17 protein-coding genes are annotated in these 19014 nt (G+C 67.6%); 12 read left to right on the top strand and 5 right to left on the bottom strand.

Annotation, left to right across the window (positions count from 1 at the left end):
* The first annotated feature begins 7 nt into the window (after window positions 1-7).
* A complete protein-coding gene (locus VIK36_RS13170; RefSeq protein WP_324642233.1) occupies window positions 8-1777 on the top strand; it encodes a dynamin family protein in 1770 nt (589 codons plus the stop codon).
* Complete coding sequence (locus VIK36_RS13165; RefSeq protein ID WP_324642232.1) at window positions 1774-3390, top strand: GTPase; 1617 nt, start codon at window positions 1774-1776, stop codon at window positions 3388-3390. Before VIK36_RS13170 ends, VIK36_RS13165 begins: the two co-directional genes overlap by 4 nt.
* Before the next feature lie 10 nt (window positions 3391-3400).
* Here VIK36_RS13165 and VIK36_RS13160 read toward each other — a convergent pair whose 3' ends face one another.
* Together VIK36_RS13160 and VIK36_RS13155 are read right to left on the bottom strand one after the other, a co-directional pair.
* Complete coding sequence (locus tag VIK36_RS13160) at window positions 3401-3946, bottom strand: DUF1697 domain-containing protein (RefSeq protein WP_255172525.1); 546 nt, start codon at window positions 3944-3946, stop codon at window positions 3401-3403.
* A 41-nt stretch (window positions 3947-3987) separates the two neighbouring features.
* On the bottom strand, window positions 3988-4707 hold the full coding sequence (locus VIK36_RS13155; protein ID WP_009356552.1) for an IclR family transcriptional regulator: 720 nt from the start codon (window positions 4705-4707) through the stop codon (window positions 3988-3990).
* Window positions 4708-4820: 113 nt separating this feature from the next.
* Between VIK36_RS13155 and leuC the strand changes: the two genes are divergently transcribed.
* The 6 genes from leuC to VIK36_RS13125 all read left to right on the top strand — a co-directional run bounded on the left by leuC (window position 4821) and on the right by VIK36_RS13125 (window position 11338).
* Entirely contained in the window at window positions 4821-6275 is a 1455-nt protein-coding gene (gene leuC, locus VIK36_RS13150) for a 3-isopropylmalate dehydratase large subunit (RefSeq protein ID WP_255172524.1), read from the top strand.
* 9 nt (window positions 6276-6284) lie between these two features.
* Complete coding sequence (gene leuD / locus VIK36_RS13145) at window positions 6285-6887, top strand: 3-isopropylmalate dehydratase small subunit (RefSeq protein ID WP_324642230.1); 603 nt, start codon at window positions 6285-6287, stop codon at window positions 6885-6887.
* A gap of 148 nt (window positions 6888-7035) precedes the next feature.
* Window positions 7036-8361: a UDP-N-acetylglucosamine 1-carboxyvinyltransferase gene (gene murA / locus VIK36_RS13140; RefSeq protein ID WP_255172522.1), complete on the top strand. Its 1326-nt coding sequence runs from the start codon at window positions 7036-7038 to the stop codon at window positions 8359-8361.
* Window positions 8362-8370: 9 nt separating this feature from the next.
* Window positions 8371-9141, top strand: a complete 771-nt coding sequence (locus VIK36_RS13135) for a lysophospholipid acyltransferase family protein (RefSeq protein ID WP_255172521.1) — start codon at window positions 8371-8373, stop codon at window positions 9139-9141.
* Window positions 9138-10187, top strand: coding sequence for an NAD(P)H-dependent glycerol-3-phosphate dehydrogenase (locus tag VIK36_RS13130; protein ID WP_255172520.1), 1050 nt, complete (start codon window positions 9138-9140; stop codon window positions 10185-10187). Before VIK36_RS13135 ends, VIK36_RS13130 begins: the two co-directional genes overlap by 4 nt.
* 2 nt (window positions 10188-10189) lie before the next feature.
* A complete protein-coding gene (locus tag VIK36_RS13125; RefSeq protein WP_255172519.1) occupies window positions 10190-11338 on the top strand; it encodes a D-alanine--D-alanine ligase family protein in 1149 nt (382 codons plus the stop codon).
* Window positions 11339-11409: 71 nt separating this feature from the next.
* Here the strand turns inward: VIK36_RS13125 and VIK36_RS13120 are convergent, their stop codons facing one another.
* Window positions 11410-11913 carry a DUF3515 domain-containing protein gene (locus VIK36_RS13120; protein WP_324642229.1) on the bottom strand — a complete coding sequence of 168 codons (504 nt, stop codon included), beginning with the start codon at window positions 11911-11913 and terminating at the stop codon, window positions 11410-11412.
* 69 nt (window positions 11914-11982) lie between these two features.
* Here VIK36_RS13120 and thiL point away from each other — a divergent pair, with 69 nt between their 5' ends.
* Genes thiL through rsmD form a run of 4 tightly spaced genes read left to right on the top strand, consistent with a single transcriptional unit; the run spans window position 11983 to window position 16985 of the window.
* The gene (gene thiL / locus VIK36_RS13115) at window positions 11983-13029 is read left to right on the top strand and encodes a thiamine-phosphate kinase (protein WP_324642228.1); all 1047 of its coding nucleotides are present in this window, start codon (window positions 11983-11985) and stop codon (window positions 13027-13029) included.
* A 22-nt stretch (window positions 13030-13051) separates the two neighbouring features.
* Window positions 13052-14038 carry a DAK2 domain-containing protein gene (locus VIK36_RS13110; RefSeq protein ID WP_324645279.1) on the top strand — a complete coding sequence of 329 codons (987 nt, stop codon included), beginning with the start codon at window positions 13052-13054 and terminating at the stop codon, window positions 14036-14038.
* Window positions 14028-16298: an ATP-dependent DNA helicase RecG gene (locus VIK36_RS13105; protein ID WP_324642227.1), complete on the top strand. Its 2271-nt coding sequence runs from the start codon at window positions 14028-14030 to the stop codon at window positions 16296-16298. The genes VIK36_RS13110 and VIK36_RS13105 overlap by 11 nt, the downstream gene beginning before the upstream one ends.
* A gap of 42 nt (window positions 16299-16340) precedes the next feature.
* The gene (gene rsmD / locus VIK36_RS13100; protein WP_324642226.1) at window positions 16341-16985 is read left to right on the top strand and encodes a 16S rRNA (guanine(966)-N(2))-methyltransferase RsmD; all 645 of its coding nucleotides are present in this window, start codon (window positions 16341-16343) and stop codon (window positions 16983-16985) included.
* Here the strand turns inward: rsmD and VIK36_RS13095 are convergent.
* Window positions 16982-17770, bottom strand: coding sequence for a fused MFS/spermidine synthase (locus VIK36_RS13095; protein WP_324642224.1), 789 nt, complete (start codon window positions 17768-17770; stop codon window positions 16982-16984). The two genes, rsmD and VIK36_RS13095, sit on opposite strands and share 4 nt — an antisense overlap.
* Window positions 17770-18999 (bottom strand): aminotransferase class I/II-fold pyridoxal phosphate-dependent enzyme, encoded by a 1230-nt coding sequence (locus tag VIK36_RS13090; RefSeq protein WP_324642223.1) that lies wholly within the window; start codon window positions 18997-18999, stop codon window positions 17770-17772. The genes VIK36_RS13095 and VIK36_RS13090 overlap by 1 nt, the downstream gene beginning before the upstream one ends.
* Between the last annotated feature and the right edge of the window lie 15 nt (window positions 19000-19014).

Genomic DNA, 19014 nt, shown 5'->3' with positions numbered 1-19014 from the left:
TGTTGCTGTGACCTCCCACGACGAGCACGGCCGCCCAGCCCAGCAGCCCCCGCAATCCTTGGCGGCGGTGACGCTGCTGGAGGAAATCCGCAGCGGGCTGGACGATGTCACCCTGCCGCTGGCCCTGCCGGGTGCAGACCAGGCGCGCCGCGACGCCTCAGCCGCAAGGGCCCAGCTGGACGACTACATCCTTCCTCGGTACCGCAGCCTGGACGCCCCCCTGCTTGCCGTCGTCGGCGGTTCCACGGGCGCGGGCAAGTCCACCCTCGTGAACGGACTCGTGGGGCACCCGGTAACCCGCGCCGGAGCCATCCGGCCCACCACCCGCCAGCCAATCCTGCTGCACAACCCCGCCGAAGCTGCCTGGTTTGAAGGCCAGCGCGTCCTGCCGGGGCTAAGCCGGATCCGGGGAACCCTGGCTGCCAGTCCAGTGCCCACGGGCCACGCGGGGGAGCCGGCCGCTGCCACCGATTCCCTGGTCCTGCTGGCTGATGCGGCAGTACCTGCCGGGATCGCCCTCCTTGATGCGCCCGACGTCGACTCGATTTCGGACCAGAACCGCCTCCTTGCCGGACAGTTGCTGGCTGCCGCCGACCTCTGGGTGTTTGTCACCACCGCAAACCGGTATGCCGACGCCGTCCCCTGGAAGCTCCTCCTGGACGCCGCTTCCCGGGACATCACGGTGGCCGTGGTGCTGGACCGGGTGCCGCAGGGCGCCGAAGCGGAGGTGAGCCAGGACCTCCGGGGCCTGCTGGACCGCGAAGGCCTGGCCGGAAGCCGCCTGTTCATCATCGCCGAAACAGTCCTGGATGCTCGCGGCATGCTGCCCGCCGGGGCCGTGGATGAGTTGGGGGTGTGGCTGGCGTCGCTGGCATCCGATGCGGCGGGGCGGGCCGATGTGGCACGCCGAACGCTGAACGGGACAGTCCGTGCGTTGACCCAGCGGGTTGCAGACCTCGCCGAATCTGTGCGTGAACAGGAACAGGCAGCTGCCCGGCTCGAATCCGATGCCGTGGCGGCTTATGAAAATGCGGCCACCCGGATCCTGGACGCCACCCGCGACGGAGCCCTGCTGCGGGGCGAGGTGCTGGCCCGCTGGCAGGACTTCGTGGGCACCGGCGAATTTTTCCGCACCCTCGAGCAGAACGTGGGCCGGTTCAGGGACCGGCTGGGGGCATTCTTCCGTGGTGAACCCGCGCCGGCCGTGCGGGTGGAGGCGGCCATCGAGACCGGCCTGCAGGCAGTCATTGTCGACGAGGCAGCCAATGCTGCCGAAGACACTGACCAGCGGTGGCGTTCGGACCCGGCCGGCCGGCAACTGCTGGCCGCGGACGACCTGTCCGGGACGGCGCCCGGGTTCGCTGACCAGGCGGCTGCAGAGATCCGGGCCTGGCAGGAAGCATTGATGGAGCTGATCCGCACCGAAGGCCAAGGCAGACGCACCCAGGCGCGCTGGTTGTCGTTCGGCATCAACGGCCTCGGTGCCGCGCTGATGATCGTGGTGTTTTCGATGACGGCGGGGCTCACGGGACTGGAGATCGGCGTGGCCGGAGGCACCGCCGTCGTGGGCCAGCGCCTGCTGGAGGCGGTGTTTGGCGAGGATGCCGTGCGCCGGATGGCGGACAAGGCGCGCGAGGACCTGGCAGTGCGCTGCCGGCAGCTGCTGATGGACGAGCAGCAGAAGTTCCTGCAGCGGCTGCCGGCGGACAACCCGGACCTGGCACAGGCACTTGCAGTGCAGGCCGGAAAACTGGCGCGGCTGGCGGGGAGCGCGTGAGCCGGCACAGCGGAGCGCGGGAGTCCTCACGGCTGGACACCCGGCTCCAGGCCCTCCAGGACGCCCGCGAACTGGGGGAGGGTGTCCTGCCGGACCAGGCGCTGCAGGAGGCATTCGCTGTCCTGGAACGCGCAAGTTCCCGCCGTTCCTTGTCCGGTGACCACACAGTGGTCGGCTTCTTTGGGGCAACAGGAAGCGGCAAGTCGTCCCTTTTCAACGCCGTCAGCGGCGCGGAAATCGCGACGGCGGCCGCGCGCCGGCCCACCACATCGGAACCGTTGGCAGGGGTCTGGGGAGCAGCGGGCAGTGAAGCGCTCCTCGACTGGCTGGAGGTGGGGAACCGGCACCACGCCCAGCCCGTGGAGGGCTTTGCGGACGAGCGGACCGGGCTGATCCTGCTGGATCTCCCCGACTTCGACTCCACCCGCGCCGCCAACCGCGAGATCGTGCAGCGCATGGTGGGCATGGTGGACGTCCTGGTCTGGGTGCTCGATCCGCAGAAGTATGCGGATGCGGCCCTCCATAACGGCTTCCTGGCGCCGCTGGCGTCCCACGGGGCCGTCACGCTGGTGGTCCTCAACCAGGTGGACCGACTGCCTGCGCACGATGTGCAGCCGGTACTTGACTCGCTGCACGCGATCCTTGCCGGCGAGGGGCTGGGACAGGTGCGCGTACTCGCGTCATCCGCGCTGACAGGGGCAGGGATTGCGGAGGTGCGGGCCGCGATCCGGAAGGTGGCTGTGCAGCGGCAGGCCCAGTCCCGGCGGTTGGAAGCGGACATCAGCAAGGCCGCGGAGGATCTGCTGCATGCCTCCGGTGACGGCGATGCCGCAGGGATCCGTTCTGCCGCCAGGACGCAGCTTGCGGAGGAACTGGCCGTTGCGGCGAATGTGCCTGCCGTGGTGCGGGCCGTGGGACAGTCTTACCGCCTCGAGTCCGTGCGCCGCACCGGCTGGCCGGTAACCCGCTGGCTCTCCCGGTTCCGGGTTGACCCGCTGCGCCGGCTCAACCTCCGCAGCAGTTCTCCTGCCAGCCTGAACCGGACTTCGCTGCCGCCGGCCGGTGCGCCGGACCGGGCACGCACCGATGCAGCTGTCAGGGAGTTCGCGGACGCGGCCAGTGCCGGCGCGCCCGGCCCATGGCGGGCCGCGATCCGGGGGGCTGCAAGGGCCGGCCGGGAGCGCCTGCCCGATGCGCTGGACCAGGCCATCGCCGGAACCGACCTGGCTGCCGACCGGAAAGCGTGGTGGTGGGGTGCTTTCAACGCGGTGCAGTGGCTGGCGCTGTTAATCCTGGTGGGCGGTCTGGGCTGGCTGGGCGTCCTGGCCGGGCTCGGCTACCTTCAGCTGCCGGTGCCGGAGGTGCCGCGCGTGGAGGGATGGCCGGTGCCCACCCTGATGATCGCCTTCGGACTGGTTTTGGGGATTTTCCTGGCGATCACCGGACGTTTCATTGCAGCCGCGGCTGCCCGGGCCAGGGCTGCCAGGGCACGACGACGGCTCAACAGCGCCGTTGCAGCGGCGGCGCAGGAGCTGGTGGTGGAACCGGTGGAAGCGGAAATCGGAAGGCTTGCGGCGTTCAACAAGGCACTGAAGAAGGCCGGGCAGGCCTAGGGCCTGTTCGCTAGCCTGCTGCGAGGGCCCGTGCGGCGTCGCGGACCTTGATCATGGTGCGCAGGTTCCGGGTGGTGGTTGCCGCTTTGAACTTCGCCTTGGCGCTGATCTTGCTGAAGGGACTGTCAAGGGTTCCGCCTACGGGGGCCAGCCAGGCGAGAGCCTCCGGCGCCAGCCGCTGCTGGTCCTGGCCTTCCAGGGCTGAGCCGGCCGCCTCGAGTTCGTCCAGGACTGCGGTGTCCGAGGAGATGGTGATGTAGGCGTGGGTGGACTTGTCGTCGTCAGGGTAAGGGCAGGCTTCCACCAGGTGGCCCACCCGCCCGGCTTCCAGGACCACCACCCAGGCTTCGTAGCCAAAGGCCGCACGGAGGCACTTTTCGCACTCGCGCTTCACGGCTGCCGCGTCCAGGCTGCTGGACAGCACCACGTTGCCGCTCGCCAGCAGGGTCTTCGCGTCCTCGAAACCACAGTTCTTCAGCGCGCCCCTGAGGTCCGCCATTTTGATATTGATTCCGCCTACGTTGATGCCGCGGAGGAACACTGCGTAGCTGCCCATGGCCACAGCCTAGCGGCGCGGACGCCGGGGGAGGGAAGGTCCTAGTCGTTGTTCTTCCGCAGCGCCTCGGTCAGGATGCGTCCTGCATTGCAGACCACTTCGGCGTGGAGGCGTCCCGGCTGGCGGGTCAGGCGTTCGATCGGGCCCGAAATGGAGACGGCGGCGATCACCCTGCCGGACGGACCCCGCACCGGTGCCGAGACGGACGCGACCCCCGGCTCGCGTTCGCCCAGGCTCTGCCCCCAGCCCCGCCGTCGTACTCCTGCCAGGACAGTGGGCGTGAAGCGGGCCGACTGCAGGCCCTCCAGGAGCCGGTCGTGGTCTTCCCACGCCAGCAGGACCTGGGCCGCGGAACCTGCCTTCATGGACAATTGTGTGCCGACGGGGATGGTGTCGCGAAGCCCGATGGGCCGCTCGGCGGAGGCGACGCAGACGCGCCAGTCGCCTTGGCGGCGGAAAATCTGCGCGCTCTCGCCCGTGGCGTCGCGCAGCTGCATCAGGACCGGGCCGGCGGAGGCGATCAGGCGGTCCTCGCCGGCTGCCGAGGCGAGCTCAACAAGCCTGCTGCCGAGCACGAAGCGGCCCTGGATGTCGCGGCTGACGAGCCGGTGGTGCACCAGCGCCAAAGCGAGGCGGTGGACAGTGGGCCGGGCCAAGCCTGTGGCCGCCACGAGCTGCGCCAGGGTGGTGGGTCCTGCCTCGAGGGCGTCGAGCACCTGGGCCGCTTTATCAATGACACCGACTCCACTAGAATTGTCCATGTAATGATATTGCCGTCTCATTATCTGAGATGCAAATCTTTCGGGTGGCGCGGTGTGGAGCCCTCCTGATTCAGTTGGACCATTCAGCCAAACAGCAGTGAAGGGAGAGGGCCATGGGAAAGACATTGGCCGAGAAAGTCTGGGACGCACACGTGGTGCGCAAAGGTGACGGCGATGGTGCCAACGCCCAGCCTGACCTTCTCTTCATCGACCTTCACCTGGTCCACGAAGTCACGTCCCCGCAGGCCTTTGAAGGCCTGCGCCTGGCCGGCCGCAAGCTGCGCCGGCCGGACCTGACCATCGCCACCGAAGACCACAACACCCCCACGCTGGACATCGACAAGCCCATTGCCGACCTCACCAGCCGCACCCAGATCCAGACCCTGCGCAACAACTGCGCGGAGTTCGGGGTCCGGCTGCACAGCCTGGGCGACGCCGAACAGGGCATCGTCCACGTCGTAGGTCCCCAGCTGGGACTCACGCAGCCCGGCATGACGGTTGTCTGCGGCGACTCGCACACCTCCACGCACGGTGCGTTCGGCGCGCTGGCCATGGGTATCGGCACGTCCGAGGTGGAGCACGTCATGGCCACCCAGACGCTGTCCCTGAAGCCGTTCAAGACCATGGCCATCAACGTGGAGGGCACGCTGCGCCCGGGCGTTACCGCCAAGGACATTATCCTCGCCGTGATCGCGAAAATCGGCACCGGCGGCGGCCAGGGCTATGTGCTCGAATACCGTGGCTCGGCCATCCGGGCGTTGTCCATGGAAGCACGGATGACCATCTGCAACATGTCCATCGAGGCAGGCGCCAGGGCGGGCATGGTGGCACCCGACCAGACCACCTACGACTACATGCTGGGCCGCCCGCACGCGCCGGAGGGCGCTGACTGGGACGCCGCCGTCGAGTACTGGAACACATTGAGGACCGACGACGACGCCACCTTCGACGTCGAGGTGGACCTGGACGCCGACACGCTGGAGCCGTTCGTCACCTGGGGAACCAACCCCGGCCAGGGCGTATCGCTGTCCCAGTCCGTTCCGTCCCCCGGGGACTTCGGCGACGAGAACGCCAAGGCCGCCGCGGAGCGCGCCCTGCAGTACATGGGGCTCGAAGCCGGCACGCCGATGAAGGACATCCGGGTGGACACGGTCTTCCTCGGTTCCTGCACCAACTCCCGGATCGAGGACCTGCGCGCCGCCGCGGACATTATCCGCGGCCGCGAAAAGGATCCGCAGGTCCGCATGCTGGTAGTGCCCGGCTCGGCCCGCGTCCGGCTCGAAGCAGAGGCCGAGGGCCTGGACAAGGTCTTCAAGGACTTCGGTGCCGAATGGCGCTTCGCCGGCTGCTCCATGTGCCTGGGCATGAACCCGGACCAGTTGGAGCCCGGGGAGCGGTGCGCCTCCACCTCCAACCGCAACTTCGAAGGACGCCAGGGCAAGGGCGGACGCACGCACCTGGTCTCGCCGGTGGTGGCCGCAGCCACGGCCGTGCGCGGCACGCTCAGCTCGCCGTCGGACCTTGAACCGGCTCCCGAACCCGCAGCCATCCGCATCGACGCAGCCTAGGACAACACCATGGAAAAGTTCACCAAGCACACCGGCATTGGCGTCCCGCTGCGCCAGAGCAACGTCGACACCGACCAGATCATCCCCGCGGTGTACCTCAAGCGCATCACCCGGACCGGCTTCGAGGATGCCCTGTTCTCGGCATGGCGGAAGGACTCCTCCTTCATCCTCAACCAAGAGCCGTACAGCGCCGGTTCGGTCCTGGTGGCCGGCCCGGACTTCGGTACCGGGTCTTCCCGCGAGCACGCCGTCTGGGCGTTGAAGGACTACGGCTTCAAGGCCGTGCTGTCGTCCCGCTTCGCCGATATTTTCCGCGGCAACTCGGGCAAGCAGGGGCTCCTGGCCGCGCAGGTGGCCCAGGACGACATCGAGCTCATCTGGAAGGAACTCGAGAACGCCCCGGGCACCCAGGTCACGGTGGACCTCGAGTCCAAGACCGTGGTGTGCGGCAACATCGTGGCGCCCTTTGAGATCGACGACTACACCCGCTGGCGGCTCCTGGAAGGCCTGGATGACATCGGGCTGACCCTGCAGCACGAAGCCGACATCACGGCCTATGAGGCCACCCGCCCGGCATTCAAGCCCAAGACCCTGCCGGCGAAGCTTTCCTAGCCTGGGGTGCGCCATCCGGCGGCGGGTGTCCGTTCCGCCACGCCCCGCCGCCGGTGCCCCCTTATTTCGGTTCGGTAACGCGACCTCCTATGCTTGGTTGGAGCCTTTGCAAGGTTTTGGGGGCTAGTGATCGTGAGGAAACCGGTATATGAGTAGTGTTCTGACAATCCGCGGCGGTGTCCCGCTTACAGGCCGCGTCAGCGTCCGTGGGGCAAAGAACCTTGTCCCCAAGGCAATGGTGGCGGCGCTGCTGGGAAACGAACCCTCGGTGTTGCGGAACGTGCCGGAAATCAAGGACGTCGAGGTAGTCACCTCCCTGCTGCAGCTGCATGGCGTGACCGTGGAGAAAGACCCGGTCAACGGTGACCTCACCCTCGACCCCAAGGCCGCCAAGACGGCGCCGAGCACCGCGATCGACGCCCACGCCGGCGACTCCCGCATTCCCATCCTGCTGTGCGGGCCGCTGATCCACGCGATCGGCGAAGCCTTCATCCCGGACCTGGGCGGCTGCAAGATCGGTGACCGGCCCATCGACTACCACCTGGACGTCCTGCGCCAGTTCGGCGCCGTTGTGGAGAAACGCCCCGGCGGCATCCACATCTCGGCGCCCAAAGGCCTGCAGGGCGCCAAGATCTCCCTCCCTTACCCGTCCGTGGGGGCCACGGAGCAGGTCCTGCTGAGCGCCACCCGCGCGGAAGGCATCACGGAACTTTCCGGTGCCGCCACCGAACCGGAAATCGTCGACCTCATCGCCGTGCTGCAGAAAATGGGCGCCATCATCAGCGTCCAGACCGACCGCACCATCCGCATCGAAGGCGTCCGGGACCTGGGCGGTTACAACCACCGCGCGCTTTCGGACCGCAATGAGTCGGCGTCCTGGGCGTCGGCGGCGCTGGTGACGCGCGGCGACATCTTCGTCGAGGGCGCCTCCCAGCGCGACATGATGACCTTCCTGAACACCTACCGCAAAGTCGGCGGCGGAATGGACATCGGCGAGGACGGCATCCGGTTCTACCACAAGGGCGGAAAGCTGAACCCGCTGGTCCTCGAAACGGATGTCCACCCCGGCTTCATGACCGACTGGCAGCAGCCGCTGGTGGTGGCACTCACCCAGGCCGAGGGCGTCTCGATTGTCCACGAAACCGTGTACGAGAACCGCTTCGGCTTCACGGACGCGCTCATCCGCATGGGCGCCAGCATCCAGGTGCACCGGGAGTGCCTGGGCAGCGTTCCGTGCCGCTTCGGCCAACGCAACTTCCTGCACTCCGCGGTCATTTCCGGCCCCACCCAGCTCAAGGGAACCGACATCGATGTTCCGGACCTGCGCGGCGGGTTCAGCCACCTGATCGCCGCTTTGGCCGCCACGGGGACCTCACGGGTCACCGGCATCGACATCATCAACCGCGGCTACGAGCGCTTCACCGAGAAGCTTGCCGGCCTCGGTGCCGATTTCGACATCACCACCACGAAGTAAAGCGGGACCGTGAAGGAATCTGCCAGGAGCAGGGCCACATTTGTGTTCATCGCCAGCGTCGTCCGGCCCCTGATGAACGTCATGATGTCCAAAACGTGGGAAGGCACTGAGAAGCTTCCCGCGGGCGGCTTCATTGCCGCGCCCAACCACTGCACCGAAATCGATCCCCTGGTGGTAGGGCACATGCTCTACAACCAGAAGCGGGCCCCGCACTTCCTGGCCAAGGCCGGACTCTTCAAGGTGCCGGGCCTGGGCCCGCTCCTGCGCGCGACCAAGCAGGTGCCCGTGGAGCGTTCGACGGCGGGAGCGAACCGGTCGCTGCAGGTGGCCCAGGAGATTGTGGCTGAGGGCGGCGCAATCATCATCTACCCGGAGGGCACGCTGACCCGCGACCCCGGGCTTTGGCCGATGAAGGGGCACACCGGCGCGGCACGGCTTGCCCTTGAGGGGGGCATCCCTGTGGTGCCCATCGCCCATTGGGGTGCGCACGAGGTCTTCCCCCGGTACGGCAAGCGGTTCCACCTGTTCCCGCGGAAGCGTTCCCGGGTGGTCGTGGGCGATCCCGTGGACCTGAGCGCCTTCAAGGGCCGTCCCCTGGACAAGGCCACACTGAGCGAGGCCACCGAACTCATCATGGATGCCATCACGGAGCTCCTGGCGGGACTGCGCGGTGAGCAGCCTCCCGCGGAACGCTGGGATCCGGCCAAGCAGCAGCAGGCCAAGCACGGGCGGTTCGTGGAACGCGGGCAGCAGCCAGGCGCAGAAACGGAAGCGCAGTGACCGCTGACGCAAAGCCGGGAGCGGCCCGCACAGTGGCCGTCCTCGGTGCAGGATCATGGGGAACAACGTTCGCGAAGATCCTGGCCGACGCCGCCCTTGCCACCGGTACGCCGCGCGCCATCAAGCTGTGGGGCAGGCGCGCCGAAGTGGTGGAAGAGATCAACACCAGCCACCGCAACAGCGACTACCTCAAGGACATCGTCCTGCCGGAGAGCATCACGGCGTCAACCGACGTCCGGGAGGTCCTGACAGGGGCGGAGCTGGTGGTGGTGGCCGTTCCGGCCCAGTCGCTGCGTCCCCAGCTGCGGGAGTGGAAGGACATGATCGCCCCCGGGGCCGTCGTCGTCTCCCTCATGAAAGGCCTGGAGCTGGGAACTGATGCCCGGATGAGTGAGGTCATCGGCCAGGAACTGGGTCTGCCGCAGGAGCGCATCGCGGTCGTCTCGGGCCCCAACCTCGCCATGGAAATTGCCCGTGAGGAACCCACCGCGTCCGTTGTGGCGTGCACGGATTCCGCGACGGCTGGCTGGCTTGCCAGAAGCTGCACCGCCCCCTACTTCCGCCCGTACACCACGGCGGACGTCGTCGGCGTCGAAATTGGCGGCATCGTCAAGAACGTCATCGCACTGGCCGTTGGCATTTGCGAGGGCAGGCAGATGGGGGACAACACCAAGGCCTCGGTGATTACCCGGGGACTTGCGGAAACATCCCGCCTTGCGCTGGCGCTGGGCGGCGAAGCGAAAACCATGGCCGGGCTCGCAGGGCTTGGCGACCTCGTGGCGACGTGTTCCTCCGCGCTGTCCCGGAACCACACTGCCGGCCGGCTGCTGGGGCAGGGCCTGACGCTGGAGGAGGTGGGCCGGAAGATGACCCAGACCGCCGAAGGCATCAAGTCCGGCCAGGCCGTCCATGAACTTGCCGGCAAGCTCGGCGTCGAAATGCCCATTACTGCCGCCGTCGTGGCGGTGCTGGCAGGCAAGCTGTCCGTTGACCAACTGGGGCCGGTTCTGCTGTCCCGGGAATTGAAACCTGAAGGCGATTACTGACCATGTCCCAAGACAAACCCACCACAGGCCAAACGGTCCCCACCAGGAAGCCGCGCGTTGCCGTGCTTTTTGGCGGCCGTTCCAGCGAGCACGCCGTGAGCTGCGTCACGGCGGCAGGTGTGCTGGGTGCCATCAACAAGGACAAGTACGAGGTCATCCCCATCGGGATCGCCAAGACCGGCCAGTGGGTTCTCGCCCCCGCCGAAACGGCCCAATGGTCCCTGGCGGCATCATCGCTCCCGGAAGTTGTGCCGTCGTCGGAGACCGTTACCCTGGCCGAGATCGGCGGGGAACACCAGTTGATCGTGGCCTCGCCCAACCAGGTTCCGCAGGAACTGGGCGCCGTTGACGTGGTTTTCCCGCTGCTGCACGGCCCGTTCGGCGAGGACGGCACCATCCAGGGCCTCCTGGAGCTCTCGGATACGCGCTACGTCGGCGCCGGGGTCCTGGCATCGGCCGTCGGCATGGACAAGCACTACATGAAGGTGGTCTTCGAAGCTGCCGGGCTGCACGTGGGCCCGTATGTGGTTGTGACCGACCGGCAATGGCGCAAGGACCCGGAAGCTGTGCGTAAACAGGTGGACCGCCTGGGGTTCCCCGTCTTCGTCAAGCCGGCCCGTGCCGGGTCCTCGATGGGCATTTCGAAAGTCGACTCCCTCGAGGGGCTGGACGCCGCCATCGAGGAAGCCCGCCGCCACGACCTCAAGCTCGTGATCGAAGCCGGCATTGTTGGACGCGAAATCGAGTGCGCGGTCCTGGAGGGCCGGGGCACGGATGCGCCACGGACATCGATGCCCGGCGAAATCTCAGTCGCCGGGGGTACCCACGAGTTCTACGACTTCAACGCCAAGTACGTCGAGGATGACGCCGCAGCACTGAGCTGCCCGGCCGACATGCCTGCGGAAGCCATTTCCCGGGTCCGTGAGCTGGCTGCAGCCGCCTTTGACGCAGTCGGGGCCGAGGGACTCAGCCGGGTGGACTTCTTCTACACGCCCGAGGGCGAGTTGATCATCAATGAGATCAACACCATGCCCGGCTTCACCCCGAAGAGCATGTATCCCCAGATGTGGGCGGCAACAGGTTTGGGCTACGCCGACCTCATCGACGAACTGATCTACCTGGCGCTGAACCGCAACACCGGACTCCGCTGAGCCCCACCGGCACCCTAACCTCGCTCCGCTTCGGCCAGGGAACCCTGCCGGCGTGGGCCCTCACCGGCCGGTTACTGGCTCTTGGGCAGGTTCTGCAGATCCTCCTGGCCTACGCAGTTCCGTGACGACGGAACCTTGCCGGCCGCTGCTGCCAGGTCCGCCAGCACTGTCGCGGAGCTGATCTTGTCCGGGTCCATCAGGACCTCCGTTGCGGGTTCCCTGCCGTAGGTGGTCAGCGTCCACACGGGGTCGCCTTCCTTGATCACCCAGTCGATGCCGTTGACGGTAACGCAGCGGTCGGTCGTCGGCCCCGGAACGTTGACGCCGCAACGGAGAATGACAAGGGACGGATCGCCCCAGGCAGCGGTGGCCTGGCTGTTTGTCTTCCGCAGTTTGGAATCGCCTATGGCATCAGGCAGGGCCACCATCATGGGCGCACACGCCGGGTTGGCGGCGTCCTTGGCGGCGGTGACATCAACGGCGGGGGAGCAGGCAGCCAGTGAAAGGGCGGCAATTGCCCCAACTGCCGCGATCCTGGCGGCGCGGGCGGACAGGGGCAGCTGGGGATGGTGCATGCTTCCAGCCTATCGCCGCCGCAGTCCCCGTCCGGACACAATGTCGGCCCGGCGCGGTAGCGTAGTGGCGTGCCTGAAGACCTCCGTAACCGCGTTGACCGCCAGCCCACCGTGGCCGGACTTTCCGAAGCCGACCTGCTGGCCCGGATCTTTCCGCGCCTGCATATGGAGGGCGGCCACAACTCGAGCACGCTCCTCGGCCCGGGGGATGATGCCGCCATCGTCGCTGCTCCGGATGGGAAGACCGTCATCAGCATCGACACCCAGGTCCAGGACCAGGATTTCCGGCTCCTGTGGCCCAACGGCTACCGCACCACCGGGTTCGACGTCGGCTGGAAGGCCGCGGCACAGAACCTTAGCGACATCAACGCCATGGGTGCGCATGCCACCTCCCTGGTGGTCAGCCTCACGCTTCCCGTTGACACGCCGGTCCGCTGGGTGGAGGACCTGGCGGACGGGCTGACGGCCGGAATCCGGGAACTCGGGGCAGTCCACTGTTCCGTGGCGGGTGGCGACCTTGGCCGGGGCCGGGAAATTTCGGTGACTGCTGCGGTCCTGGGAACCCTCGACGGCGGGCGGCCGGTCCTCCGGTCCGGCGCACGGCCCGGGGACATCCTCGCGCTGGCCGGAACCGTCGGCCACGCGGCAGCGGGCCTGGCCCTGCTCGAATCGGGCGTGCCGCTGGACTCCCTCACCCCTGCCGAGCAGGCCTTTGTGGACCTGCAGTGCCGTCCGCGGCCGCCGTTGGAAGCCGGCCCGGCAGCCCGCGCGGCAGGTGCCACGGCGATGCTGGATATCTCGGACGGACTCCTGCGCGACGGGAAGCGGCTGGCCACCGCCAGCCATGTCGCGGTGGCCCTCGACCCAGCGCGTCTTACCCAGTTGGCGGACCTGCTGGGCCCTGCTGCGGCGCGGCTGCGAGCAGATGCGGCACCGTGGGTCCTGGGCGGCGGGGAGGACCACGGGCTGCTGGCCACATTCCCGGCCGGCGTTCAGCTGCCACCCGGATTCACTGCGATAGGCTCGATACATGCACTCGGCACCGACGAAGGCCCGGGTGTCCTGATAGCTGGCCGGGCCGCGGACACCGGGGGATGGGATCACTTTGCACACTAAGGTTGCCGCCAACGCGCTGGCGATGAAGAGGTGGCTGGGCAAGGCTGAAACTGCCCTGGGAAACCACAGCGACCGGCTCAACGCCATCAACATTTTCCCGGTCGCTGACGGTGATACCGGCACCAACCTCTACCTCACGGTCCGCGCTGCCGCCCGGTCGCTGGTGCTGGACGCGGACCAGCCGGCCCCCGTGGACGTCGGGGAAGTCCTCTCCAAGGCCGGGCAGGCAGCCATGGAAGAGGCCAGGGGAAATTCCGGAACCCTGTTTTCGGTTTTCCTGTGTGCTGCTGCCGAACCACTGGCCGGGCACACCCGGCTGACGTCCACCCTCCTGTCGGCAGCCCTGAACCGTGCCCAGATCCGCGCCTGGTCTGCGCTGAGTGATCCCGTACCGGGAACCATGCTTTCGGTGATGGAGGCGGCAGCCCGTGCGGCTGGGGCTGTGGACGCCGGCCAGGACGGCGATGACAGCAACCACGCCCTGGGCCTCGCGCTGGACGCAGCGGTGGAGGGGGCCCTGGCCGCCGTGATCCACACCGAGGAGCAGCTTGATGCGCTCCAGTCTGCCCGGGTGGTGGATGCCGGCGGTGTGGGGATGCTGCTGATCCTCGACTGCCTCCGCTCAGCCGTCATGGGGCAGGAACTGCAGGGCGAGCTCCTCGACGGCCTGCACGGCTACGATGTCTCCGATCCTCACATCCACACCTCCCTGCCGGACGACGACGGCGTGGAAGTCATGTGCACCATCAGCCTTTCGCCCTTGAACGCCGCAACCCTCCGGCAGCGGCTGGACGAGATTGGCGAGTCCGTGATCATGAGCCAGGTTGGCAACGGGCCGGACGCCGAAGGAAACTACCGGTGGCGGGTCCACGTGCACGTGCCGGACGCTGCCCCGGCTGCTGCAATTATCCGCTCGCTGGGCGAACCTTCCCAGATCACCATCAGCGAACTGGCCCTGCCCAGGGATCCTGATGCGGATGCGGTGAACACCGGCGGGCATGAACGCTGAGCTGGAACTGGCCCTGGAGCGGCGGATCGGGAAGCGTTCGGCGGCAGTCATTGAGAAACATCTCGGCATAACCACCGTGGAGGGCCTCCTTAACTACTTCCCGCGCCGTTACATGAGCCGCGGTGAGCTCACGCCCATCACGGAGCTTCCTTTGGATGAGGAGGTCACCCTCATTGCCAGGGTTCTGTCCAGCAGCACCCGGCATATGCAGGCACGGCGCGGGACCATCACCGACGTCATCGTTTCCGACGACGACGGGCAGCAGGGGCTTCGCCTGGTGGGTGGCCGGGATTACACCGGAAAAGTTCCGGGGACCCTCAAAATCAGCTTCTTCAACGGGTTCAAGGCGAAAAACGAACTCCTGCAGGGACGCCGTGCCCTGTTTTCGGGCAGGGTTACCAGTTTTAAAGGGAAGCTTGGGCTCACCAACCCGGACTTCCAGCTCCTGGACGAAGATCCCTTCAGCGATGGGGGCCAGGATCCCGAAAAGCTTGCGGCCATGCCCATTCCGGTCTATCCGGCCACGGCCAAGCTGCCCAGCTGGAACATCCAGAAGGTGATCGCGACGCTGCTTGAGACCTCGGACCTTGGCGCGGTGCCGGACCCGGTGCCCCCGGTGGTCGCGGCCCGGGAAGACTTCCTGCCCGTGGCCGACGCCTACCGCCTCATCCACGTGCCTGAAACCGCCGCCGACTGGAAGCGTGCACGCGACCGGTTCCGTTACCAGGAAGCCCTGGTGCTGCAGTCAGCGCTTGCCAGGCGCCGGGCCCAGCTCGCCGCTGAGGAAGCCACCGCCCGGCGCCCTGTCGGAGAAGGCATTTTGGCCGCCTTCGACCAGGCGCTGCCCTTCACCCTCACGGCCGGCCAGGCCGCCGTCGGCAGGACCCTCGCAGGGGAGCTGGCGCAGGACACGCCCATGAACCGCCTGCTCCAGGGCGAAGTGGGCTCCGGAAAGACCGTCGTGGCCTTGCGGGCCATGCTCCAGGTAGTGGACGCCGGCGGCCAGGCCGCGCTCCTGGCCCCCACCGAGGTGCTCGCAGCCCAGCACTACGACTCCATCCGCCGCACCCTGGGTTCGCTCTCCAGCGACGGACTCCTTGGCGGCCTGGCCGGAAGCAACGGGCCATCCGTGCAGGTCACGCTGTTAACCGGATCCATGCCCACGGCGGCACGGAAGCAAGCCATGCTGGATGCGGCCTCGGGGACGGCGGGGATCATCATCGGCACCCACGCCCTCCTCAGCGACAACGTCTCGTTCTACGACCTCGGCCTGATCGTGGTGGACGAGCAGCACCGCTTCGGCGTGGAACAGCGCGATGCCCTGCGGGCCAAGGCCCGGAAGCCGCCGCATCTGCTGGTCATGACCGCCACGCCCATTCCGCGCACCGTGGCAATGACCGTGTTTGGTGACCTCGAAACCTCCACCCTCGATGAACTGCCCAAAGGCAGGGCCCCCATCACCACCCATCTCGTGGGCCTCGCGGAGAACCCTGCCTGGGCGGCACGGATCTGGGCACGCGCCCGGGAGGAAATCGACGCCGGCCACCAGGTGTACGTGGTCTGTCCCAAGATCGGAACCGACGACGACGGCGACTTCAGCCCCGGGGAGGCCGCACCACCGGGCGTGGAGGCGGAGGAGGCCAGGGAACTCGCGTCCGTCACCGCCGTCGTGGACCACCTGCTGGCTGAGCCCTCATTGGCGGGAGTTCCGCTGGCTCCCCTTCACGGGCGCCAGGACCCCGAGTTGAAAACGGACACCATGGCCGGGTTCACCGCCAACCGCATTAAACTGCTCGTCTCCACCACCGTGATCGAAGTGGGGGTGGACGTGCAGAACGCCACCCTGATGGTGATCCTGGACGCCGACAGGTTTGGGATCTCCCAGCTGCACCAGCTTCGCGGGCGTGTGGGCCGTGGCGGGCTGCCGGGGACCTGCCTGTTGGTCACCGCCCTTGAACCCGGCCATCCCAGCCGGCGGCGGCTGGAGGCCGTGGCTGCAACCACGGACGGTTTTGTTCTGTCGCAGGAAGACCTTAAGCTGCGGCGCGAGGGCGATATCCTTGGTGCTTCCCAGTCCGGCGGCCGGTCCACCCTGAAGCTGTTGCGGGTCCTCGAACACGAAGACGTGATAGCCCGGGCCAGGGACGACGCCCAGGCAATCGTCGGCGGTGACCCGCTGCTGGCCGGCCATCCCGGCCTCGCCGATGCCATTGAGCAGTACCTCAACCCCGAGAAGGAGGCGTTCCTTGAACGCGGTTAGCAACGAGGGCGCAGCGGGCGCCGCCGGGTCACGGTGGGCGACGTGACGCGGATCATCGCCGGGGCCGCCGGCGGCACACCGCTGGCAGCTGTTCCGGGATCGTTGACCCGGCCTACGACGGACCGGGTCAAGGAAGCGCTGTTCTCCCGCCTCGATGCTTTTGGCGTGATTGCCGGCGCCCGGGTGCTGGATCTTTATGCCGGTTCCGGCGCCCTGGGCGTGGAAAGCGGCAGCAGGGGAGCGCGGGCGGTGGACCTGGTCGAGTCGGAAGCCAAGGCCAGCGCCGTGTGCCAGCGCAACGCGGACCTCATCAATGGAGTGCTGGGCCAGAAAACCGTTACCGTCCACCGCTCAAAGGTGGAACCGTTCCTTGACCGCGCGGCACCAACGGCCGCCTGGGACCTGGTGTTCCTGGACCCGCCGTATCCGTTGGAGGACGGAACGCTCTCAGCGGTGCTGCAGAAGCTTGCGGCCCACCTTGGCCCCGGAGCCGTGGTGGTGGTGGAACGCTCCTCGCGGTCACCGGAACCGGGCTGGCCGGTGGGGATGACCAGGTTCGCCGAAAAGAAATACGGGGAGACCAGGCTGTGGTTCGCGGAGCCGTTCGTTCCCGACGCCATCGCCCCCGGTGACCTGGCCGACGGTGACCTTGCTGACGCTGACGGGGCTGAGTCCCCGGGCGCCTAGGCCGAGAAAGGGTCCAGGTCCACTCCGGCCAGGACCCTTGCGGGGTGGGGGCCCCGCGCTGTCAGCTCAGCTGTCCACGATTCCGGCCACGGGCCCTGGGTTCCCGCAAGGATGATGTTTCCCGGATACCTGCCCTGGAACATGCCGGCCTCGGCAACGGCACCCACATCCGCCATGGCCCCGCGCATCGCCGCCACCTGGCTCCTGACGAGGGTGAGCGCCGGTTCGTCGCCCACATTCACGATCAGGAGCCCTTCCGGGCCCAGGCGCTCCCTGGCCTCGCGGTAGAAACCGCTGTTGGCTATGTGCCCCGGTGCCTCAGGGCCGGAGAAGATGTCCAGGATCACGACGTCGAAGGTGAGGCCCGGGTCAAGCGCACCGAGCGCTTCGCGGGCATCGCCGATGACGGTGGTCAGGTTCGTCCCTTCGGGCATCGGAAGGTGCCGCAGGACAAAGTCCAGCAGTTCACGTTCCAGCTCCACCGCGTACTGGGTTGAGCCCGGACGGGTGGCCTGGATGTACCGCGCCAGTGTCAGAGCCCCTGCTCCAAGGTGGAGCGCCCTGATCTGTTCCCCTGCCGGTGCCGCCAGATCCACCAGGTGCCCGATCCGGCGAAGGTACTCGTAGAAGATGTCTTCCGGCCGGTCAAGGTTGACGTGTGACTGTTCAGCGCCGCCGATGCTGAGGACGTAGCCGCCATCGGTAAAGGCGTCGGGTTCGATCGTGGCGTGCTGGCCGGTGGTCCGCAGGAAGCGGCTGGCGGCACCGCCGCCGCGGCCGGACATCAGAGCCTGCCGCGCAGGGTTGCCAGCCGCTCGGCGGCCTCCTCCAGGACTTCCGTCTTCTTGCAGAAGGCAAAGCGGAGCAGGCTTCGTGTCCGTTCGGCGCCTTCCGGGTGGCAGAAGACCGGAACTGGGATGGCGGCGACCCCCACCAGTGCCGGCAGTCGCCGGGCCAGGTCCAGCGCATCCGTGATGCCCAGCGGAGCTGTATTTACATTGACGAAGTAGGTTCCCTGCGGAGTAAAGACGTCAAAGCCCGCAGCCCGGAGCCCTGCGCTGAGAATGTCCCGCTTCTGCTCCAGAGCAGAGGCGATGCCGGTGTAGAACCCATCCGGCAGGGCCAGTCCCTGGGCGATCGCTGCCTGGAAGGGGGTGCCCGAACTGTAGGTGAGGAACTGCTTTACCGTTCGGACCGCCGCGACCAGCTCCTCGGGACCGCTCAGCCAGCCGATCTTCCAGCCGGTGAGGGAAAACGTCTTGCCGGCGGAGGAAATGGTGATGGTCCGGGCAGCGGCGCCCGGAAGGGTGGCTGCCGGGATATGGCTCACGCCGAAGGTGAGGTGCTCGTACACTTCGTCGGTGATGATGATACTGCCGTGCTTGGCTGCAAGGTCCACCACCCGCTGCAGGACAGCGGGCGGAAAGACGGCGCCGGTGGGATTGTGCGGGTTGTTCAGCAGCACCACGCGCGTCCGTTCGCTGAAGGCTGCCTCCACCGCGGCCAGGTCCGGCATGAAATCCGGGGCCGCCAGGGGGACGGTGGTGTGGGTGGCTCCGGAAAGTCGAATCACCGCGCCGTAGGAGTCGTAGAACGGTTCAAACGTGAGGACCTCGTCGCCCGGCCCGGCGAACGCCAGCAAGGAGGCGGCGATGCCCTCGGTAGCCCCGGTAGTGATGATGACTTCCGTTGCCGGGTCCGGCGCCAGCCCGTAAAAGCGCTCCTGGTGCGCGGCCACTGCCTCCCGGAGTTCCGGAAGGCCCTTGCCCGGCGCATACTGGTTGGCCCCGGCAGCAATGGCGGCCCGCGCCGCATCCCTGATTTCCGCCGGCCCGTCCTCATCGGGGAAGCCCTGTCCCAGGTTGATGGCGCCCGTCTGGACGGCCAGGGTAGTCATCTCTTCGAAGATGGTGACTCCGAGTCCGCCGTCCGGCGCCAGGAGGTTTGCTCCGAGCGCGGTGCGCTGCCAGGGAGCAGGTGCCAGGGGGGTGGAAAGATCCCGGGGTGGATGCATCCAGCCATGGTATCC

The sequence above is a fragment of the Pseudarthrobacter sp. LT1 genome, assembly GCF_035621795.1.
Classification (GTDB): domain Bacteria; phylum Actinomycetota; class Actinomycetes; order Actinomycetales; family Micrococcaceae; genus Arthrobacter.
Note: the sequence above shows the minus strand (reverse complement) of the source record. Positions and strands in the feature narration are given on the sequence as shown.

What these genes read in the sequence shown, in the direction of transcription:
- VIK36_RS13125 (WP_255172519.1), top strand. Translation starts at nt 10,190, where the DNA reads ATGTCCCAAGACAAACCCACCACAGGCCAAACGGTCCCCACCAGGAAG.
- VIK36_RS13105 (WP_324642227.1), top strand. Translation starts at nt 14,028, where the DNA reads ATGAACGCTGAGCTGGAACTGGCCCTGGAGCGGCGGATCGGGAAGCGT.
- VIK36_RS13095 (WP_324642224.1), bottom strand. Translation starts at nt 17,770, where the DNA reads ATGTCCGGCCGCGGCGGCGGTGCCGCCAGCCGCTTCCTGCGGACCACC.
- murA (WP_255172522.1), top strand. Translation starts at nt 7,036, where the DNA reads ATGAGTAGTGTTCTGACAATCCGCGGCGGTGTCCCGCTTACAGGCCGC.
- VIK36_RS13120 (WP_324642229.1), bottom strand. Translation starts at nt 11,913, where the DNA reads ATGCACCATCCCCAGCTGCCCCTGTCCGCCCGCGCCGCCAGGATCGCG.
- leuC (WP_255172524.1), top strand. Translation starts at nt 4,821, where the DNA reads ATGGGAAAGACATTGGCCGAGAAAGTCTGGGACGCACACGTGGTGCGC.
- VIK36_RS13110 (WP_324645279.1), top strand. Translation starts at nt 13,052, where the DNA reads ATGAAGAGGTGGCTGGGCAAGGCTGAAACTGCCCTGGGAAACCACAGC.
- VIK36_RS13090 (WP_324642223.1), bottom strand. Translation starts at nt 18,999, where the DNA reads ATGCATCCACCCCGGGATCTTTCCACCCCCCTGGCACCTGCTCCCTGG.
- VIK36_RS13155 (WP_009356552.1), bottom strand. Translation starts at nt 4,707, where the DNA reads ATGGACAATTCTAGTGGAGTCGGTGTCATTGATAAAGCGGCCCAGGTG.
- leuD (WP_324642230.1), top strand. Translation starts at nt 6,285, where the DNA reads ATGGAAAAGTTCACCAAGCACACCGGCATTGGCGTCCCGCTGCGCCAG.
- VIK36_RS13160 (WP_255172525.1), bottom strand. Translation starts at nt 3,946, where the DNA reads ATGGGCAGCTACGCAGTGTTCCTCCGCGGCATCAACGTAGGCGGAATC.